This window comes from Terrabacter aerolatus (assembly GCF_007991735.1).
GTDB classification, from domain to species: Bacteria; Actinomycetota; Actinomycetes; order Actinomycetales; family Dermatophilaceae; genus Terrabacter; species Terrabacter aerolatus.
This window is the reverse complement of sequence record NZ_BJYX01000013.1, coordinates 20,975-37,112: the sequence shown is the minus strand read 5'-3', so window position 1 is coordinate 37,112 and position 16,138 is coordinate 20,975. Positions and strand designations below refer to the sequence as shown.

The following is a 16,138-nucleotide window of genomic DNA, read 5'->3' as shown; positions in this document are numbered from 1 at the left end:
GGCGGCGCCGGTCAGGCCAGACCGAGGTAGTGCTCGAGCCCGACGGTCAGGCCGGGGTGGTCGGCGACCGCGCGCACCGCTGCGATGACACCGGGCATGAAGCTGTCCCGGTCGAAGGAGTCGTGACGCAGCGTGAGCATCTCGCCCGCGTTGCCGAGCAGCACCTCCTGGTGGGCGGTCAGTCCCCGCAGCCGCACGGAGTGCACGGGGATGCCGTCCACCCGGGCGCCGCGGGCGCCGTCGGGGTCGTGCGTCGTCGCGTCGGGCACGGGAGCGCACCCGGCCTCGGAGCGGGCCCGCCCGATCATCGCCGCGGTGCGCGCGGCCGTGCCGGACGGCGCGTCGACCTTGGCCGGGTGGTGCAGCTCGATGACCTCGACGGACTCGAAGAAGGGGGCGGCCTTGGCGGCGAACGACATCATGAGCAGCGCCCCGATGGCGAAGTTCGGCGCGATGAGCACGCCGACCCCGGTCCCGGAGGCCGCCGGCGGGGCCTGCGTCAGCTGCCCACGGAGCGTCTCGAGCCGCTCGTCGTCCCAGCCGGTGGTGCCGACGACGACGTGGACGCCGCGCTCCACGCAGTGGGCGACGTTGGCGGGCGAGGCGCCGGGCACGGTCAGCTCGACGGCGACCTCGGCACCCCCGAGGTCGCCCAGGTCGTCGCCGGACCCGTAGGCCCCGACGAGGGACAGCCCCGAGGCCGTCTCGACGGCACGCACCGCCTCGGACCCCATCCGGCCGCTGGCCCCGATGACGGCGACCTTGGTGTCGCGGGACTGCCTGCCTGTCGTGTCGCTCACCCGGCCACCCTAACGAGCGCGCTCGGGCGTGGGCGGCCGCCCACGGCATACGGACCCGCGACGGTGAGCCGGCGACGGCCACGCTCCCCGCGGCGCCCCGTTCCCACCGGACACTCAGGACCGGGCGCGACGATGCCGGTCGTGCCCGTGTTCACCCCGACGTCCCTGCTCACCGCGTGGACCCCGGCACCGGTCGGGCTGGCCCTCGTGGCCCTCGCGGTGGTGCCCTATGCGGTGTGGCTGCGGCGTGCGCGCCGCGGCGGGGTGCCCTGGTCGTGGTGGCGGCCCGCCCTCTACCTCGGTCTCGGGGTGGGGACGCTGGCGTATGCCGTGTGCGGACCCCTCGCGGTCTACCGCACGCAGGTCTTCTGGATCGGTGCGCTGCAGGTCGGGGTGCTGGCGTCGCTCACCCCGGTCGGGCTGGCGCTCGGCGACCCCGTGCGCCTGCTGAAGGCCACCTCCTCCGGGTCCGGGCACTGGCTGCTGCGGCTCCTCGACAGCCGGCTCGCACGGGCCCTGATGTTCCCGGCCGTCAGCACCCTGCTCGCGGTGGGCACGCTGCTGGCGGTCTTCTACACCCCCTGGTTCGAGCGGTCGGTGCAGTCCGAGGCCGTGGCCGCCCTGCTCTACGTCGTGCTGCTCGGCTCGGGCCTGCTCTTCGTGCTGCCGCTGCTCGTCGAGGAGCTGCTGCCGCGCTGGGCCACGCCTCCGGTCCGCGCCTTCCTCGCCTTCGTCGACGGGCTGCTCGACGCGATCCCCGGCATCCTCGTCATGACCTCCTCGACGCTGCTGGCACCGCACTTCCCCGGCTTCTCCAGCCCCGTCAGCGGAATCGACCCGGCGCTCGACCAGAAGCTCGGCGGCGGGGCGCTGCTCGCGGTCGCGGAGTCCGTGGGGCTCCCGGTCATCGGTGCCGTCTTCATGGAGTGGGTGCGCAGCGACGAGCGGGACGCGCGCGCCATCGACGAGCAGCTCGAGGCCGAGCAGCGCGACGTCACCAACCGACCCGCCACCTCGCGCCCTGGCGCGCCGGTCGGGGTCGTGCAGTCTGGGTCGCGGTCCGGGCCGGCGGCTCAGGTCGACGGGGCCCAGGTGGACGCTGCGGACGGCGAGCAGGGCAGCGAGGCGCCCGCCGCATCGGGTCTGTGGTGGGAGACCGACCCGCGGCTCTCCGGCCGCTTCGGTCGCCGCGACTGACCCACGGCTGTCGCCACCGCCGTTCCTCCCCTGCCTCCCGGGCCGGGCGCGCCTGTCGGAGGACGACGCCCGCGCAACCGCGATCCCCCGGACTCGAGGTCGGGGACGGCGAACGGCCCGCCACCCCGGTGGGGTGGCGGGCCGTCCGTGTGGATCCGGGACCGGTCAGGCGTCAGCGGACTCCGTGGCCGGAGCGTCGGCCTCGGCGGCCGAGTCACCGTTGTCGCCCTCGGCGAGGACCGCTGCGAGGCTGAGCTTGCCGCGCGGGTCGATCTCCTTGAGCTCCACCTGGATCTTCTGGCCGATCTTGACGACGTCGTCGACGCTGTCGATCCGCTTGCCGCCGACGAGCTTGCGCACCTCGGAGATGTGCAGCAGGCCGTCCTTGCCGGGCAGCAGCGAGACGAACGCACCGAAGGTCGTCGTCTTGACGACGGTGCCGAGGAAGCGCTCGCCGACCTCGGGCATCGTCGGGTTCGCGATGGCGTTGATCGCCGCGCGAGCCGCCTCGGCCGAGGGGCCGTCGACCGCACCGATGAACACGGTGCCGTCGTCCTCGATGGAGATGTCGGCGCCCGTGTCGTCCTGGATCTGGTTGATCATCTTGCCCTTCGGGCCGATGACCTCACCGATCTTGTCGACGGGGACCTTCACCGTGATGATCCGCGGCGCGTAGGGGCTCATCTCGTCGGGCACGTCGATGGACTCGGCCATGACGTCGAGGATGTGCAGACGTGCGTCGCGGGCCTGGGTCAGCGCGCCGGCGAGGACCGAGGCGGGGATGCCGTCGAGCTTCGTGTCGAGCTGGATGGCCGTGACGAACTCCTTGGTGCCGGCGACCTTGAAGTCCATGTCGCCGAAGGCGTCCTCGGCACCGAGGATGTCGGTGAGCGCGGCGTACTGCGTCTCGCCGTCGACGGTGTCGGACACGAGGCCCATCGCGATGCCGGCGACCGGGGCGCGCAGCGGCACACCGGCGTTGAGCAGCGACAGGGTCGAGGCGCAGACCGAGCCCATCGACGTCGAACCGTTGGAGCCGAGCGCCTCGGACACCTGACGGATCGCGTACGGGAACTCCTCGCGCGTCGGCAGGACGGGCATGAGCGCACGCTCGGCCAGGGCGCCGTGACCGATCTCGCGGCGCTTCGGCGAACCGACGCGGCCGGTCTCACCGGTGCTGTAGGGCGGGAAGTTGTAGTTGTGCATGTACCGCTTGCGCGTGACGGGGCTCAGCGTGTCGAGCTGCTGCTCCATCTTGAGCATGTTGAGCGTCGTGACGCCCATGATCTGGGTCTCGCCACGCTCGAAGATCGCCGAACCGTGCACGCGCGGCAGGACCTCGACCTCGGCGCCCAGGGCGCGGATGTCGGCGAGGCCACGGCCGTCGATGCGGACCTTGTCGCGCAGGATGCGCTGGCGGATGAGCTTCTTCTGCACGGAGCGGAAGGCGGCCGAGACCTCCTTGTCACGCCCCTCGAACTGCTCGGCGAGCTGCGCCTTGGCGGCGGCCTTGATCTCGTCGAGGCGCTCCTCGCGCTCCTGCTTGCCCGCGATCGTGAGGGCAGCGGTCGTGTCGGCCTCGACGGCGGACTCGACGGCGGCGTAGACGTCGTCCTCGTAGTCGAGGAAGATCGGGAAGTCCTGGACCGGCTTGGCGGCCTCGGCAGCGAGCTGGGCCTGGGCCTCGCAGAGCTGCTTGATGAACTTCTTGGAGGCCTCGAGGCCCTCGGAGACGACCTCCTCGGTCGGCGCCTGCTTGCCCTCGTTCTTGACGAGGTCCCACGTCGACTCGGTGGACTCGGCCTCGACCATCATGATCGCGACGTCGTCGCTGCCGTCGGCGTGCTTGACGACGCGACCGGCGACGACCATGTCGAAGACCGAGCGCTCGATGTCGGAGAAGTTCGGGAAGGCGACCCACTGGCCGTCGATGAGCGAGACGCGCACGCCACCGATGGGGCCCGAGAACGGGAGGCCGGAGATCTGCGTCGAGGCGCTGGCCGCGTTGATGGCGAGCACGTCGTACTGGTGGTCGGGGTTCAGCGAGAACACCGAGATGATGACCTGGACCTCGTTGCGCAGACCCTTCTTGAAGGTCGGGCGCAGCGGGCGGTCGATGAGGCGGCAGGTGAGGATCGCCTCGGTGGACGGGCGGCCCTCGCGGCGGAAGAAGCTGCCGGGGATCTTGCCGATCGCGTACATGCGCTCTTCGACGTCGACCGTCAGCGGGAAGAAGTCGAACTGGTCCTTGGGGGACTTGCCCGCGGACGTCGTCGACAGGAGCATCGTGTCGTCGTCGAGGTAGGCCGTGACGGCGCCGCCGGCCTGTCGGGCGAGGCGGCCGGTCTCGAACCGGACCGTGCGGGTGCCGAAGCTGCCGTTGTCGATGACGGCCTCGGCGAAGGTGATGTCTGGACCCTCCATGTGGGCCCTCGCTTTCTTTTTCTCAAGTGCCCGCGCACATCGTCGTTGTGTGCGTGGTTTCTTCTTCGGGCCGGCTGGCCCTGGTGCGGCTACGACGGGCGTCGGCTGCCTGCACCTACGACGAAAGGCGGTCCCCGCAGGACGCGGTGACCGCCTTTCGTCACGAACTCATCGACGCAGGCCGAGTCGCTTGATCAGCGAACGGTAGCGCTCGATGTCGGTCGCCTCGAGGTAGCGCAGCATGCGCTTGCGGCGGCCGACCAGCAGGAGGAGACCACGACGGCTGTGGTGGTCGTGCTTGTGGGCCCGAGCGTGCTCGGTCAGGTCCTTGATGCGCTGCGTCAGCATCGCGATCTGGACCTCGGGAGAGCCGGTGTCGCCCTCGACCGTGGCGTACTCGGTCATGATCTGCTTCTTCACGTCAGCTTCCAAAGGCATGGATGCACCGACTCCTTCTCATTCTCGTTGCGCGGTGCTCCAGGGCATGTCCACCTGGGCGCTATCGATCCGCGGCCGATCTACGGCGTCTCCAAGCGTAACAGCGGCCCTCCGGCCGTCCTAATCGGCCCGGGCGTGCAGCGCGGACCGTAGACCGGGCCGGGTCCGGCGGCGCGTGACCGTTTCGTGACCGACAGGACGTTTGGGGACCTCGGCCCGCTGGGTACGACCTGACTGCTCGGGGAATCCATCTTGAAGGAGCTAAGCGACACCATGATCGTTCTCGGACTCATCTTGCTGATCATCGGACTTCTCGTGAAGTCCCTCAGCATCCTTGTGACCATCGGCGCCATCATCCTGGTCATCGGCATCGTGCTCTTCGTGCTCGGCGCGACGGGTCGCGCCATCGGCGGCCGTAAGCACTGGTACTGATCGGTCTCGGCCACCGACCACACAGCCAGACGCCCCCGCGGACTCCGCGGGGGCGTCTTGCCGTTCCCGGCCGGGCCGTCACCCGTTCATGCCGTATGCCGTCCGCTCGAGTCGAGCGGACGGCATACGTCGTGGGGGTGGTGCGCGGTGCTCAGAAGTTGATCATGTGCCCCGCGATGCCGTGGACGGCCTCCTTGACGGCCTCGCCGAGGGTCGGGTGCGCGAAGACGGTGCGCGAGACCTCGTCGGCCGTGAGGTCCCACGTCTGCGCGAGGTTGAGGACCGGGAGCAGCTCGGTGACGTCGGGGCCGATCATCGCTGCGCCGAGGATCTCGTTGTGCTCCGCGTCGGCGATGACCTTGACGAAGCCGACCGGCTCGCCGAGGCCCATGGCCTTGCCGTTGGCCGAGAACGGGAACGTCGCCGTCTTGACGTCGTGCCCGGCCTCCTTGGCCTGCGCCTCCGACAGGCCCATCGAGCCGATCTGCGGCTGGCAGTAGGTGGCTCGCGGGATGAAGGCGAAGTCGATGGCCATCGTCTCGACGCCGGCGATCGTCTCGGCGGCGACGATGCCCATGGCCTCGGCGACGTGGGCGAGCATGAGCTTGGCCGTCACGTCGCCGATCGCGTAGACGCCCGGCACGTTGGTGCGGCCGTACGCGTCGATGGCGATGGCGCCGCGCTCGGTCAGCTCGACGCCGGTGGCCTCGAGACCGAAGCCCTGGGTGCGCGGGGCGAAGCCGATCGCCGAGAGCAGACGGTCCGCCTCAAGGACCTGCTGGTCGCCGCCGGCCGCGGGGCTGACCGTGACCTTGACGCCGGAGCCGGTGTCCTGGACGGACTCGACCTTGGTGCCGAGCATGACCTTGACGCCCAGCTTCTTGTAGTGCTTGAGCAGCTCCTTGGACACGTCGGCGTCCTCGGTCGGAACCATGCGGTCGAGGAACTCGACGATGGTCACGTCGACGCCGAAGTTCTTCATGACGTAGGCGAACTCGACGCCGATGGCGCCCGAGCCGGCGATGATGATCGAGCCGGGCAGCTCGGGGTCGAGGATCTGCTCCTCGTAGGTGACGACGTTCTTGCTGACCTCGACGCCGGGGATCATGCGGGTGACCGAGCCGGTCGCGAGGATGAGGTTGTCAAAGGTGATCGAGCGCTGCTCGCCGGAGTTGAGGGCGACGTCCATCGAGGTCGGCGAGGTCAGCGTGCCCCAGCCGTCGATCTCCTCGATCTTGTTCTTCTTCATGAGGAAGTGGACGCCCTTGACGATGCCCTCGGACACCTTGCGGCTGCGGGCGTGCGTCGGGCCGAAGCTCATCGTGGCGTCACCCTCGATGCCGTACTTCGCCTTCTCGTGGGTCAGGGTGTGCGCGAGCTCGGCGTTCTTGAGCAGGGCCTTGCTCGGGATGCAGCCGACGTTGAGGCAGACGCCGCCCCAGTACTGCTTCTCCACGACGGCGACCTTCTTGCCGAGCTGCGACGCGCGGATCGCCGCGACGTAGCCACCAGGACCGGCACCGAGCACAACGACATCGAAATCAGCCATGTGTCCACCCTATCCGTGCACGCGAGCGCCTCGGGACGGCGTCCCGGCACCACGTCACGATCTGCACAGAACCGGGCAATTGCCGGTGTCGCAGGCCACATGGCGGCGTGCCGCGAGAGTAAGTTTCCGCGACGCACGGCCGAACAATCCGGCCCGACCAACGGAGGTCACCCGAGTGAGCACCACTCCGCACCGCCACGAGGCGCCCCCGGCGAACAAGGGCCTGCTGGTCCTCGCCGGCGTGCTCCTCGCCATCCCCATCGTCGCCCTGCTCCTCGTCGGCACCTACGCCAAGGACGAGCCCCGCCTCGGGGGCTTCCCGTTCTTCATCTGGTACCAGTTCCTCTGGGTCATCCTCTGCTCGGTGCTGACCTACTCGGCCTACCGCATCGTGCTCAGGGCGCGCCCGCACGTGCCGATGAACCCCGAGGGCGACTCCTACCTCGACGACGACCCGTCCGGTCGAGCTCCCCGAGAGGACGGCACCCGATGACCGCCCGCAGCCTCGCCATCGCCCCGGCCGCCGACACCGGCGGCGTCAACGGCGTCGCGCTCGCCGTGCTCATCTTCTTCTTCGTCGTCGTCGCGGCGGCCGGCTTCTGGGCGGCGCGCTGGCGTCGGCCCGCGAGCATGGAGAGCCTCGAGGAGTGGGGGCTCGGCGGCCGGTCGTTCGGCACGTGGATCACGTGGTTCCTGCTCGGCGGCGACCTCTACACGGCCTACACGTTCGTCGCCGTGCCGGCCGCGATGTGGGCCTTCGGCGCCGTCAACGGGTTCTTCGCCGTGCCCTACACGATCATCCTCTACCCCATCATCTTCATCTTCATGTCGCGCCTGTGGTCGGTCTCGCACCGTCACGGCTACGTCACCCCCGCCGACTTCGTCCACGGCCGGTCCGGCTCGCGTGGCCTGTCCCTCGCCGTGGCCGTCACCGGGTTCCTCGCGACGATGCCCTACATCGCCCTCCAGCTCGTCGGCATCCAGGCCGTCCTCGAGGTCGCGGGCGTCGGTGGCGGCGGCAACTGGGTCGCCAAGGACCTGCCCCTCTTCATCGCCTTCCTCGTCCTGGCGCTCTACACCTACACCTCGGGTCTGCGCGCGCCGGCGATCATCGCGTTCGTCAAGGACATCCTCATCTACATCGTCATCATCGTCGCGGTCATCTACCTCCCCTCGAAGGTGGGCGGGTGGGGCCACGTCTTCGACGCGGCCGAGCACAAGATGAAGACGACGACCAACGCGGCCACCGGCAAGCCCAACGTCTTCATCCCCGGTGCCGGCGCCTACTGGGCCTACGCGACGCTGGCGCTCGGTTCGGCGATGGCGCTGTTCATGTACCCGCACTCGGTCACGGCCACGCTGTCGGCCAAGAGCCGCAACACGATCCGCAAGAACGCCTCGATCCTGCCGGCATACTCCTTCCTCCTCGGCCTGCTGGCGCTCCTCGGGTGGGTCGCGATCGCCGCCGGCACCAAGCCGGTCGGCCTCGACGGCAAGGTCAACGGGCAGCTCGTCATCCCGCAGCTCTTCGAGGACATGTTCCCGGCGTGGTTCGCGGGAGTCGCCTTCGCGGCCATCGCGATCGGCGCGCTCGTGCCGGCGGCGATCATGTCGATCGCCGCGGCCAACACCTTCACGCGCAACATCTACAAGGCGTGGATCAAGCCCGACGCGACGACGGCGCAGGAGGCCAAGGTCAGCAAGGTCACCTCGCTCGTCGTCAAGGGCTTCGCACTGATCTTCGTGCTGACCCTCGACAAGAGCAACGCGATCAACTTCCAGCTCCTCGGCGGCATCTGGATCCTGCAGACGTTCCCCGCGCTGGTGTTCTACCTCTACACGCGCTGGTTCCACCGGTGGGCGCTGCTCGCGGGCTGGGCCGTCGGCATGGTCTACGGCACCGTCGCCGCCTACAACGTGACGAACAAGTCGAACGGGTCCCCGTTCGCCGGCTCGGTGGCCAGCATCCCGGTCATCGGCCAGCTCGGCTACATCGCCGTGACAGCCTTCGCGATCAACGTCATCCTCGCAGCGGTGCTCACCCTCGTCCTGCGGGCCGCCAAGGCTCCGGAGGGCAAGGACGAGACGATCCCGGCCGACTACTTCGCCGACGCGGGTGACCCCCGGGTGGAGAAGCTCGCCGTCGGACCGCACGAGTCGACGCCGTCCGCCTGACCCGTCGACGCAGGTAGGACGCAGGGCCGGGTCCACGAGGACCCGGCCCTGCGCACGTCCGCTCCCCCGTCGAGAGGCCCCGCGGACGTACGGATCCCGACGACACCGGGGGCGCCCCGGCCCCAGACGACCCGTCAGGGGCCGCGAGGGCTCTCCGGAGGGAGGGCCGCGATGGCCTGGTCGACGTCGAGCCCCGTGACCTGGAGCAGGTCGACGATCGTCGAGCGGACCTGCGCCAGCACCGTCTCGGTCGCCAGGCTCGACGTGCGCGGCACCGAGCCCGTCGCCGTGGCGACCGCGAGGAGCGCCGGTCTCCCGATCTCGGGCGACGCGTTCTCGGACAGCGCACGTCCGATGATGTCGGTGGCCTCGGCCAGCTCGAGCAGGAGCGCCTCGTAGCCGGGCGGCAGCGCCTCGCCGCGTCCGACCGCGACGGTGACCCGGCGCACGAGCACGCGCGTGCTGCGCATGGCCCGGTCGAGCGGCTCGACGAGGTCGACCATCTTGCGCACGCCGGCGCGGTGGTGCCGCTTGAAGGGCGACGACGTGATGACCGAGAGGCCCTCGTCGGCGGCGGACCGGAGGTCCCGCAGGAGCGACTCGGTGCCACGGGCCGACGCGAGCACCTCTGCCGCGCCCTCCACGTCGTCGTCGCGCGCGCTGGCAGCGGCCCGGCGCAGCAGCTCCCCGATCTTGCGCACCGCCTCGGCGGCGGCGACCCGGGGCCGGCGCAGCGGAGCCTGCGGGACGACGGTCGCTGCGACGAGGGCGATCGCCCCGCCGATGAGGGCGTCGGTCCAGCGCCCGAAGGCCTGCCCCGGGCTCGCGACGAGCGCGGCGATGACGATCCCCTGCACGGCCGACTGCGTGACGATGACCGCGCTGCCGTCGAGGAGCGTCGCGATCCCCATGGAGACGAGCACGACCGCGGAGATCTGCCACGGGCCGCTGCCGGCGACGTGGACGAAGACGTCGGCGGTGAACACCCCGACGGCGACGCCGACCGCGACCTCGAAGACCCGGCGCAGCCGCTGGCCGTAGGACATCCCGAGGCAGACCACGGCGACGACCGGCGCGAAGAACGGTGACCGGTGGTCGAAGACGTCGGTCGCGAGCCACCAGGCGACTCCCGCGGAGACGGCGCACTGGACGAGGAGGAAGATCCGCGAGCGCAGCCGGTCGAGGCGCGTGCGCAGGCTGAGCCGGCTCCGGTCCCATGCGCGGTCGAGCGCCTCGACGACCGGGGCGTCGCTCCTCAGGTAGTCGTCCACGAGGGCGCCTCTCGGTCGGGCCTCGCCGCAGGTGCCGGCGGGCGTGCGTGCGGGCTAGAGGCCCAGGGCAAGGATCGCATCGAAGATCTGGCGAACGGCAGGGGCTGCCACCTTCGAACCGGAGCCGCCCTGCCCGACGACGACCACGACGGCATACTTCGGCTTCGTCGTGGGGCCGAAGCCGGCGAACCACGCCGTCGCCTGCTTGCCGAACACCTCACCGGTGCCGGTCTTGCCGGCGACCGGGTAGCGGTCCTGCGGGAAGCCCTTGAAGGCGGTGCCTGCCGACCCGCCGGGACGCGTCACGTCGCCGAGTGCCGACCGGACGTATGCCGCGACGTCGGCTCGCAGGGGCACCGTGGCGAGGCGGTGGGGCGGGATCGTCGTCGTGCCCGCCGGGGACCGGTACGCGGCGGCCACCTGCGGCTGCCACAGGGTGCCGCCGTTGGCGATCGCGGCGTAGACCCCGGCCATCTGCAGGATCGTCACGGCCGTGTCGCCCTGGCCGATCGAGAAGTTGACGGCGTCGCCCGCGCGGTACTGGTAGCCGGTGGAGCAGTTCTCGACCGCCAGCTCCTTGAGGTAGGCGGCCCGGGCCGGGTCGGTGCGCGCGACCTCGGGGTAGCCGGAGGACGCCCGCCGGCACGTCTCGTCCTTGGTCGCGAGCCAGTACTGCTGCTTCCACGCGCGGTCCGGGACGCGCCCGGCGGCCTCACCCGGCAGGTCGACCCCGGTGCGCTGCCCGAGCCCGAAAGCCTTGGCCATCGACACGAAGGGGTCGGGGGTCGTCACGGGCGCGGCCAGACCGCCCTGGGCGAGCCAGGCGGCATACGCGAGGCGGTAGAAGACGGTGTCGCACGAGATGACGAGGGTCTTGTGGAGGTCGATCGGTCCGTAGCCCCGGGACTCGTAGTTGTCGAAGACGCGGCCGCCGACCGAGAGGTTCGGCGAGCAGTCGTAGGTCCCCTTGAGGTCGGCCCCCGCGTTGACCGCCGCCGGCACCGAGACGACCTTGAAGGTCGACGCCGGCGGGAAGGTCTCGGCCGTGAGCCGCGAGCGCAGCGGGGTGCCGGCCCGCTCGTCGTCGAGGCGCGCGAGGTCGGCGCTGCTGATGCCGCCGGCGAAGACGGACGGGTCGTAGGAGGGGTAGCTCGCGGCCGCGACGACGGCACCGTTCGTCACGTCGACGACGACGGCGGCGCCGGTGTCGGCGCGCAGCTTCTGCGCACGGGCCGAGCCGACGGCGCGGGCGAGCGCGGCCTCGGTGCGTGCCTGCAGGCGGGCGTCGAGGTGGGTCACGACGTCGCGGCCCGGTACCGGGGCGGTGGACCCGACCGTGCCCGTGACGATCCCGCGCGGGTCGATGGAGACCACGGTCGCGCCGTTGGTGCCACGGAGCACGGCGTCGTACTGCGCCTCGAGGCCCGAGCGGCCCACGACGTCCTCGGCGCCGATGCGGCCCCCGCTCCCGGTGACCTCCGCGGCGTCGGCTCGCGCCACCCAGCCGAGCAGGTGCGGAGCGAGGGCACCGTCGGGGTGGGGGTAGGAGCGCACGGGCTGGGCGGCGACCCCAACCCCGGGGAACTTCTCCGGCTGCTCGAGCAGGGTCAGGGCCCGGCGCGCGTCGACACCCGTGGCGACCGGGATCGGTACGTAGGGCGAGCCGTTGAAGCACGCCGGGGCCGCGGGGGCATCCACCGTGCCGCACAGCATCGTCTTGCCCCACAGCCGCTCGAAGGGCAGCCCGAGCGCCGCAGCGACCCGCGTGACGAGGTCGCGGCCGCCGTCCGCCGCGTCGACGAGCACCGAGCGCTGCACGGTGACGACGGTCTCGAAGGTGTTGTCGACGAAGGGCGCACCCGTGCGGTCGAGGATGCGGCCACGCAGCGCCTGCTCGGTGACCGTCCGGGTGTTGAGCGTGACGGCCGCGCGGGCGAGCTCCGGCCCCTGGACGAGCTGGAGCTGGCCGAGCCGGCCGAGCAGCAGCCCGAAGAGCGTCACGAGCAGGACGAGGACGACGCCGGCGACACCGACCCTCCGGCGACGTGGGCGCGGCCTCACCCGAGCCTCCGGCGCACGAGGGCGCGGTCGAGCGCCAGGAAGGCCGGGAGCAGCAGACCCCCGACGGCCACCGTCACGAGCAGGCGCGAGAGTCCGTCGACGACCTCGACGCTGCCGTCGGCGACTACGGCCGAGCCGAGGTGGCCGGCGAGGACGACGGCGGACGCCGCCAGCAGGGCCGCCGGGGCCCGGAGCCGGGACCTGGAGGAGGTGCGACGGAAGAGCCCCGCGACGAGGCCGGCGACCATCGTCACGAGCGCGGTCAGCCCGATCGGGTTGCCGGCCGGCGGCACGAGCTCGACGACCCAGCCGGCGAGCAGCCCGACGAGTGCGCCGTGCACCGGGCCGCGGAGGACCGCGGTCGCGACGACGCCGACGAGCACGAGGTCGGGCACCCACGGGGGTGGCACGCCCAGTCGCGGGAGCAGGGTCGCCACGAGCAGCGCCGCGACGACGACGTATGCCGTCCGCAGCACCCCGAGCAGCGTCGGCCTCATCGACCGCTCCCCCGCGCAGGCGTGGCCTGCCGTGGCGCCGTGCGTGCGGTCGGCACGAGGACGGCGACGACGTCGATGGCGTCCGGGTCGATCGCCGGGCGCACCGTGGCGCTGCGGGTCTGCTGCCCGCGGTCCGGGTCGACGGCGGTCACGGTCCCCACGACGAGGCCCGCGGCATACGGGGTGTCGTCGATGCTGCCAAGGGTGCGCACGAGGTCGCCGACGACGGGCGCGGAGGGGACGACGAGCTCGAGCCGGAGGGAGCCGCGGGGCCGCGACTCCGAGTCTCCGGGCGCCGGCGCCGAGACGGTGCCGAGGGCGCCGGCCGGCCCGACGCGCACAGCGACCACGGAGTCCGCGCTGCCGAGGACCTGGACGTCGCTCGTCCACGGCGACACGGCCACGACCCGACCGACGAGGCCGTCGGCGGCCACGACGGTCGAGTCCGTCCGGATGCCGTCGCGCGACCCGACGTCGATCGTGACGCTGCGGCCACCGAGCGGGCTGAGGTCGGTGGCGACGACGCGTGCCGGGATGACCCTGCGACCCACCGTGGACGCGGACCCGAGCAGCTCCTCGACCCGGCCGAGCTCGTCGAGGCGGTGCTGCTGGTCCGCCGTGAGGGTGCGCAGCCTGACGTTCTCGGCCTCGACCCGCGCCAGCTCGTCGTGCGGCGCCCCCGACAGGGCACGCTGAACCGGACCCAGCACGAGTCCGCCCACGTCACGGACCCGGTCCGCTCCCGCCCAGCCCGCCAGGTCGGCGAGGAGGATCGCGAGGGTCAGCGACGCGAGGACGACGAGGAGACGGCGGGGGGCGGAGGGCTGCATACGGCTAGAGGCGGTGGTCCCCGACGAGGACGCGCTCGAGGCTGTCGAAGTCGTCGACGCACCGACCGGCGCCCCGGGCGACGGCGCGCAGCGGGTCGTCGGCCACCTGGACCGGCACGCCCAGCTCGTGACGCATGCGCTCGTCGAGACCTCGCAGGAGCGCGCCGCCGCCCGTCAGGGTGATGCCGCGGTCGAGGATGTCGCCCGCGAGCTCGGGCGGGCAGACGTCGAGCGTGGCCCGCACGAGCTCGATGATCTGCAGCACCGGCGTCTCGATGGCCCGGCGCACCTCGACCGAGCCGACCTGCACCGTCTTGGGCAGGCCGGTGACGAGGTCCCTGCCCCGCACGCGGGTCGTCAGCTCCTCGCGCAGCGGGAAGACCGAGCCGACCGCGACCTTGATGTCCTCGGCGCTGCGCTCACCGAGCAGGAGCGAGTACTCGCTCTTGACGTGGCTGACCAGCGCCTCGTCGATCTCGTCGCCGGCGATGCGCAGCGAGCTCGACGTGACGATGCCCCCGAGGCTGATGACGGCGACGTCGGTCGTGCCGCCACCGATGTCGACGACCATGCTCGCGGCCGTCTCGTAGACGGGCAGCCCGGCACCGATCGCGGCCGCCATCGGCTCCTCGATCATGTAGACGCGACGGGCACCGCAGCGGGTGGCGGCGTCCTCGAGGGCACGCCGTTCGACGCCCGTCACCTGGCTCGGCACGCAGAGCACCATGCGCGGTCGGACGAGACGCGAGGTGCGCACCTGGTCGATGAACCACCGCAGCATGCGCTCGGTCTCGTCGGCGTCCGAGACGACGCCGTCGCGCAGCGGCCGGACCGCGCGGATCGTGCCCGGCGCCCGCCCGAGCATCTCCTTGGCCCGCGTGCCGGCGGCGACGAGCCGTCCGGTGCCGACCTCGACGGCGACGACCGACGGCTCCTCGATGACGAGCCCGTGCCCACGGGCGTGGATCAGGGTGTTGGCCGTCCCGAGGTCGATCGCGAGGTCACGCCCGAGGGGGCGCAGCCACGGTCGGGAGGTCATGCAGGGATTGTGCCCCGATCAGCCCTCGAGATCGGGGAACCAGATGCCGATCTCGCGTGTGGCGGACTCGTGGGAGTCCGATCCGTGCACGATGTTCTGCTGGACCTTGGTCCCCCAGTCGCGACCGAGGTCACCGCGGATGGTGCCGGGAGCGGCGTCCGTCGGGTTGGTGGCGCCGGCGAGGCTGCGGAAACCCTTGACGCAGTCCTGGCCCTCGACGACGACGGCCGTGACGGGACCCGAGCTCATGAACTCGACGAGGGGCTCGTAGAACGGCTTGCCCTCGTGCTCGGCGTAGTGCGCGGCCAGCTGCTCGCGGGTGGGCGTCAGCACCGCGAGGGCGACGAGGCGGTAGCCCTTGCCCTCGATGCGGCGCAGGACCTCACCGGTGAGGCCGCGCTGGAAACCGTCGGGCTTGACGAGGACGAGGGATCGTTCGATGCTCACCCGTCCACCCTATCGGCCGCGTCGCCGGCGCCGGCGCCCGCTTCACCCGTGCCCGCGGCGGCCTCGCGGCGGGCCATCTCGGCGTCGACCTTGGCCCCCTTGACGAGGCAGGTCACCCACAGGGCGAGGAAGAACAACCCGACGACGAACATCATCGGGACGACGAGGGCGCTGAGAAGCGTCAGGGCCTGCACGACCCAGCCCAGGGTCACGCCCCAGGGGCGGCGCATCAGGCCTGCCGCCACGATGCAGAGCGCACCGAGGCCGAGGCCGACGACGAGGTATGCCGTGCCGGACCTGCTGCCCTCGTCGGCCGCCGCGATCGCCCGCGCCACGAGGGCGCCGAGCAGGATGCAGATGGACTGGCCGCCGAGCACCGTCGCGAGCATGCGGAAGGTGAACTTGCCGGTCTGGCCGTAGAAGATGGTCGGGCTCATGGGGATGGTGTCGCCTCGGCTGTCGTGCTGCTGGTGGTCGGTGCCGTCGTGGGCGGCTGGTGGCTCAGTAGTCCTGGGTCGTGTCCCACGTCCGGATGATGGCTCGCGCCTCGGAGCCACTGGCCCCCGTCGCCTCGGCGTAGAGGGTCATGGCGTCCTCGCGTCGCCCGGCGAGGATCAGCTGGCTGATGCGTGCCCGGCCCTCGTCGGTGAGCCGCCCCTCGGTGTAGGACGCCGCGGCGTCACGGACCCCGGGGCCCTGGCCGGGGACGAACCAGCCGTCGACGGCACGCTTGGCGTCGGCCAGCGGCGCCCCGGTGGCCTCCCGGTAGATCTTGATGGCGTTGATCTTGTGCCCGGCGCTGATCTCGCGGCTCACCCTGGCACGCACCCCGTCGGTGAGGCCGACGAGCTCGCGGTCGGGGTCCCGGCGCCCCATGACACGACCCCAGAGGACGACGGCCGCGAGGATGACGATGACGATGAGGACGAGCTTCACCAAGGGGGGCATGGGGGCCAGCCTAGATCGGGGTCGAGGGGG

The 16,138-nt window shown here is 71.7% G+C and carries 16 protein-coding genes; 4 read left to right on the top strand and 12 right to left on the bottom strand.

The window, feature by feature from the left end; all coding sequences use genetic code 11:
* Positions 1 to 11 precede the first annotated feature (11 nt).
* A complete protein-coding gene (dapB, locus tag TAE01_RS12735) occupies positions 12 to 800 on the bottom strand; it encodes a 4-hydroxy-tetrahydrodipicolinate reductase (RefSeq protein WP_147067005.1) in 789 nt (262 codons plus the stop codon).
* Positions 801 to 941: 141 nt separating this feature from the next.
* Here dapB and TAE01_RS12730 point away from each other — a divergent pair, with 141 nt between their 5' ends.
* Positions 942 to 1,997: a cytochrome c oxidase assembly protein gene (locus TAE01_RS12730; protein WP_186815188.1), complete on the top strand. Its 1,056-nt coding sequence runs from the start codon at positions 942 to 944 to the stop codon at positions 1,995 to 1,997.
* A gap of 165 nt (positions 1,998 to 2,162) precedes the next feature.
* On the opposite strand, the gene TAE01_RS12725 is transcribed toward TAE01_RS12730, so the two are convergent.
* Together TAE01_RS12725 and rpsO are read right to left on the bottom strand one after the other, a co-directional pair.
* Positions 2,163 to 4,421, bottom strand: coding sequence for a polyribonucleotide nucleotidyltransferase (locus TAE01_RS12725; protein WP_147067002.1), 2,259 nt, complete (start codon positions 4,419 to 4,421; stop codon positions 2,163 to 2,165).
* A gap of 168 nt (positions 4,422 to 4,589) precedes the next feature.
* Positions 4,590 to 4,859, bottom strand: coding sequence for a 30S ribosomal protein S15 (gene rpsO / locus TAE01_RS12720; RefSeq protein ID WP_147066999.1), 270 nt, complete (start codon positions 4,857 to 4,859; stop codon positions 4,590 to 4,592).
* Between the two features lie 273 nt (positions 4,860 to 5,132).
* On the opposite strand from rpsO, the gene TAE01_RS20545 reads away from it, so the two are divergent.
* Positions 5,133 to 5,291 (top strand): DUF6131 family protein, encoded by a 159-nt coding sequence (locus tag TAE01_RS20545; protein WP_186815187.1) that lies wholly within the window; start codon positions 5,133 to 5,135, stop codon positions 5,289 to 5,291.
* A 151-nt stretch (positions 5,292 to 5,442) separates the two neighbouring features.
* Here the strand turns inward: TAE01_RS20545 and lpdA are convergent, their stop codons facing one another.
* Positions 5,443 to 6,840, bottom strand: a complete 1,398-nt coding sequence (lpdA, locus tag TAE01_RS12715; protein WP_147066997.1) for a dihydrolipoyl dehydrogenase — start codon at positions 6,838 to 6,840, stop codon at positions 5,443 to 5,445.
* A gap of 175 nt (positions 6,841 to 7,015) precedes the next feature.
* On the opposite strand from lpdA, the gene TAE01_RS20705 reads away from it, so the two are divergent.
* Positions 7,016 to 7,333, top strand: a complete 318-nt coding sequence (locus TAE01_RS20705; protein ID WP_222594124.1) for a DUF3311 domain-containing protein — start codon at positions 7,016 to 7,018, stop codon at positions 7,331 to 7,333.
* Complete coding sequence (gene mctP, locus TAE01_RS12705; protein WP_147066993.1) at positions 7,330 to 9,015, top strand: monocarboxylate uptake permease MctP; 1,686 nt, start codon at positions 7,330 to 7,332, stop codon at positions 9,013 to 9,015. The genes TAE01_RS20705 and mctP overlap by 4 nt, the downstream gene beginning before the upstream one ends.
* A 134-nt stretch (positions 9,016 to 9,149) precedes the next feature.
* On the opposite strand, the gene TAE01_RS12700 is transcribed toward mctP, so the two are convergent.
* From TAE01_RS12700 to TAE01_RS12665, 8 genes are all read right to left on the bottom strand, one after another.
* A complete protein-coding gene (locus TAE01_RS12700) occupies positions 9,150 to 10,286 on the bottom strand; it encodes an FUSC family protein (protein WP_147066992.1) in 1,137 nt (378 codons plus the stop codon).
* 54 nt (positions 10,287 to 10,340) lie between these two features.
* Positions 10,341 to 12,347 carry a peptidoglycan D,D-transpeptidase FtsI family protein gene (locus TAE01_RS12695; protein WP_147066990.1) on the bottom strand — a complete coding sequence of 669 codons (2,007 nt, stop codon included), beginning with the start codon at positions 12,345 to 12,347 and terminating at the stop codon, positions 10,341 to 10,343.
* Complete coding sequence (locus TAE01_RS12690; protein ID WP_246111321.1) at positions 12,344 to 12,844, bottom strand: rod shape-determining protein MreD; 501 nt, start codon at positions 12,842 to 12,844, stop codon at positions 12,344 to 12,346. The genes TAE01_RS12695 and TAE01_RS12690 overlap by 4 nt, the downstream gene beginning before the upstream one ends.
* Complete coding sequence (gene mreC / locus TAE01_RS12685) at positions 12,841 to 13,674, bottom strand: rod shape-determining protein MreC (RefSeq protein ID WP_147066988.1); 834 nt, start codon at positions 13,672 to 13,674, stop codon at positions 12,841 to 12,843. Before mreC ends, TAE01_RS12690 begins: the two co-directional genes overlap by 4 nt.
* Positions 13,675 to 13,678: 4 nt before the next feature.
* A complete protein-coding gene (locus TAE01_RS12680) occupies positions 13,679 to 14,713 on the bottom strand; it encodes a rod shape-determining protein (RefSeq protein WP_147066986.1) in 1,035 nt (344 codons plus the stop codon).
* Between the two features lie 18 nt (positions 14,714 to 14,731).
* A complete protein-coding gene (gene ndk / locus TAE01_RS12675) occupies positions 14,732 to 15,160 on the bottom strand; it encodes a nucleoside-diphosphate kinase (RefSeq protein WP_147066984.1) in 429 nt (142 codons plus the stop codon).
* Positions 15,157 to 15,597 carry a DUF4233 domain-containing protein gene (locus TAE01_RS12670; RefSeq protein ID WP_147066982.1) on the bottom strand — a complete coding sequence of 147 codons (441 nt, stop codon included), beginning with the start codon at positions 15,595 to 15,597 and terminating at the stop codon, positions 15,157 to 15,159. The genes ndk and TAE01_RS12670 overlap by 4 nt, the downstream gene beginning before the upstream one ends.
* 64 nt (positions 15,598 to 15,661) lie before the next feature.
* Positions 15,662 to 16,108 (bottom strand): hypothetical protein, encoded by a 447-nt coding sequence (locus TAE01_RS12665; RefSeq protein ID WP_147066980.1) that lies wholly within the window; start codon positions 16,106 to 16,108, stop codon positions 15,662 to 15,664.
* Positions 16,109 to 16,138 lie beyond the last annotated feature (30 nt).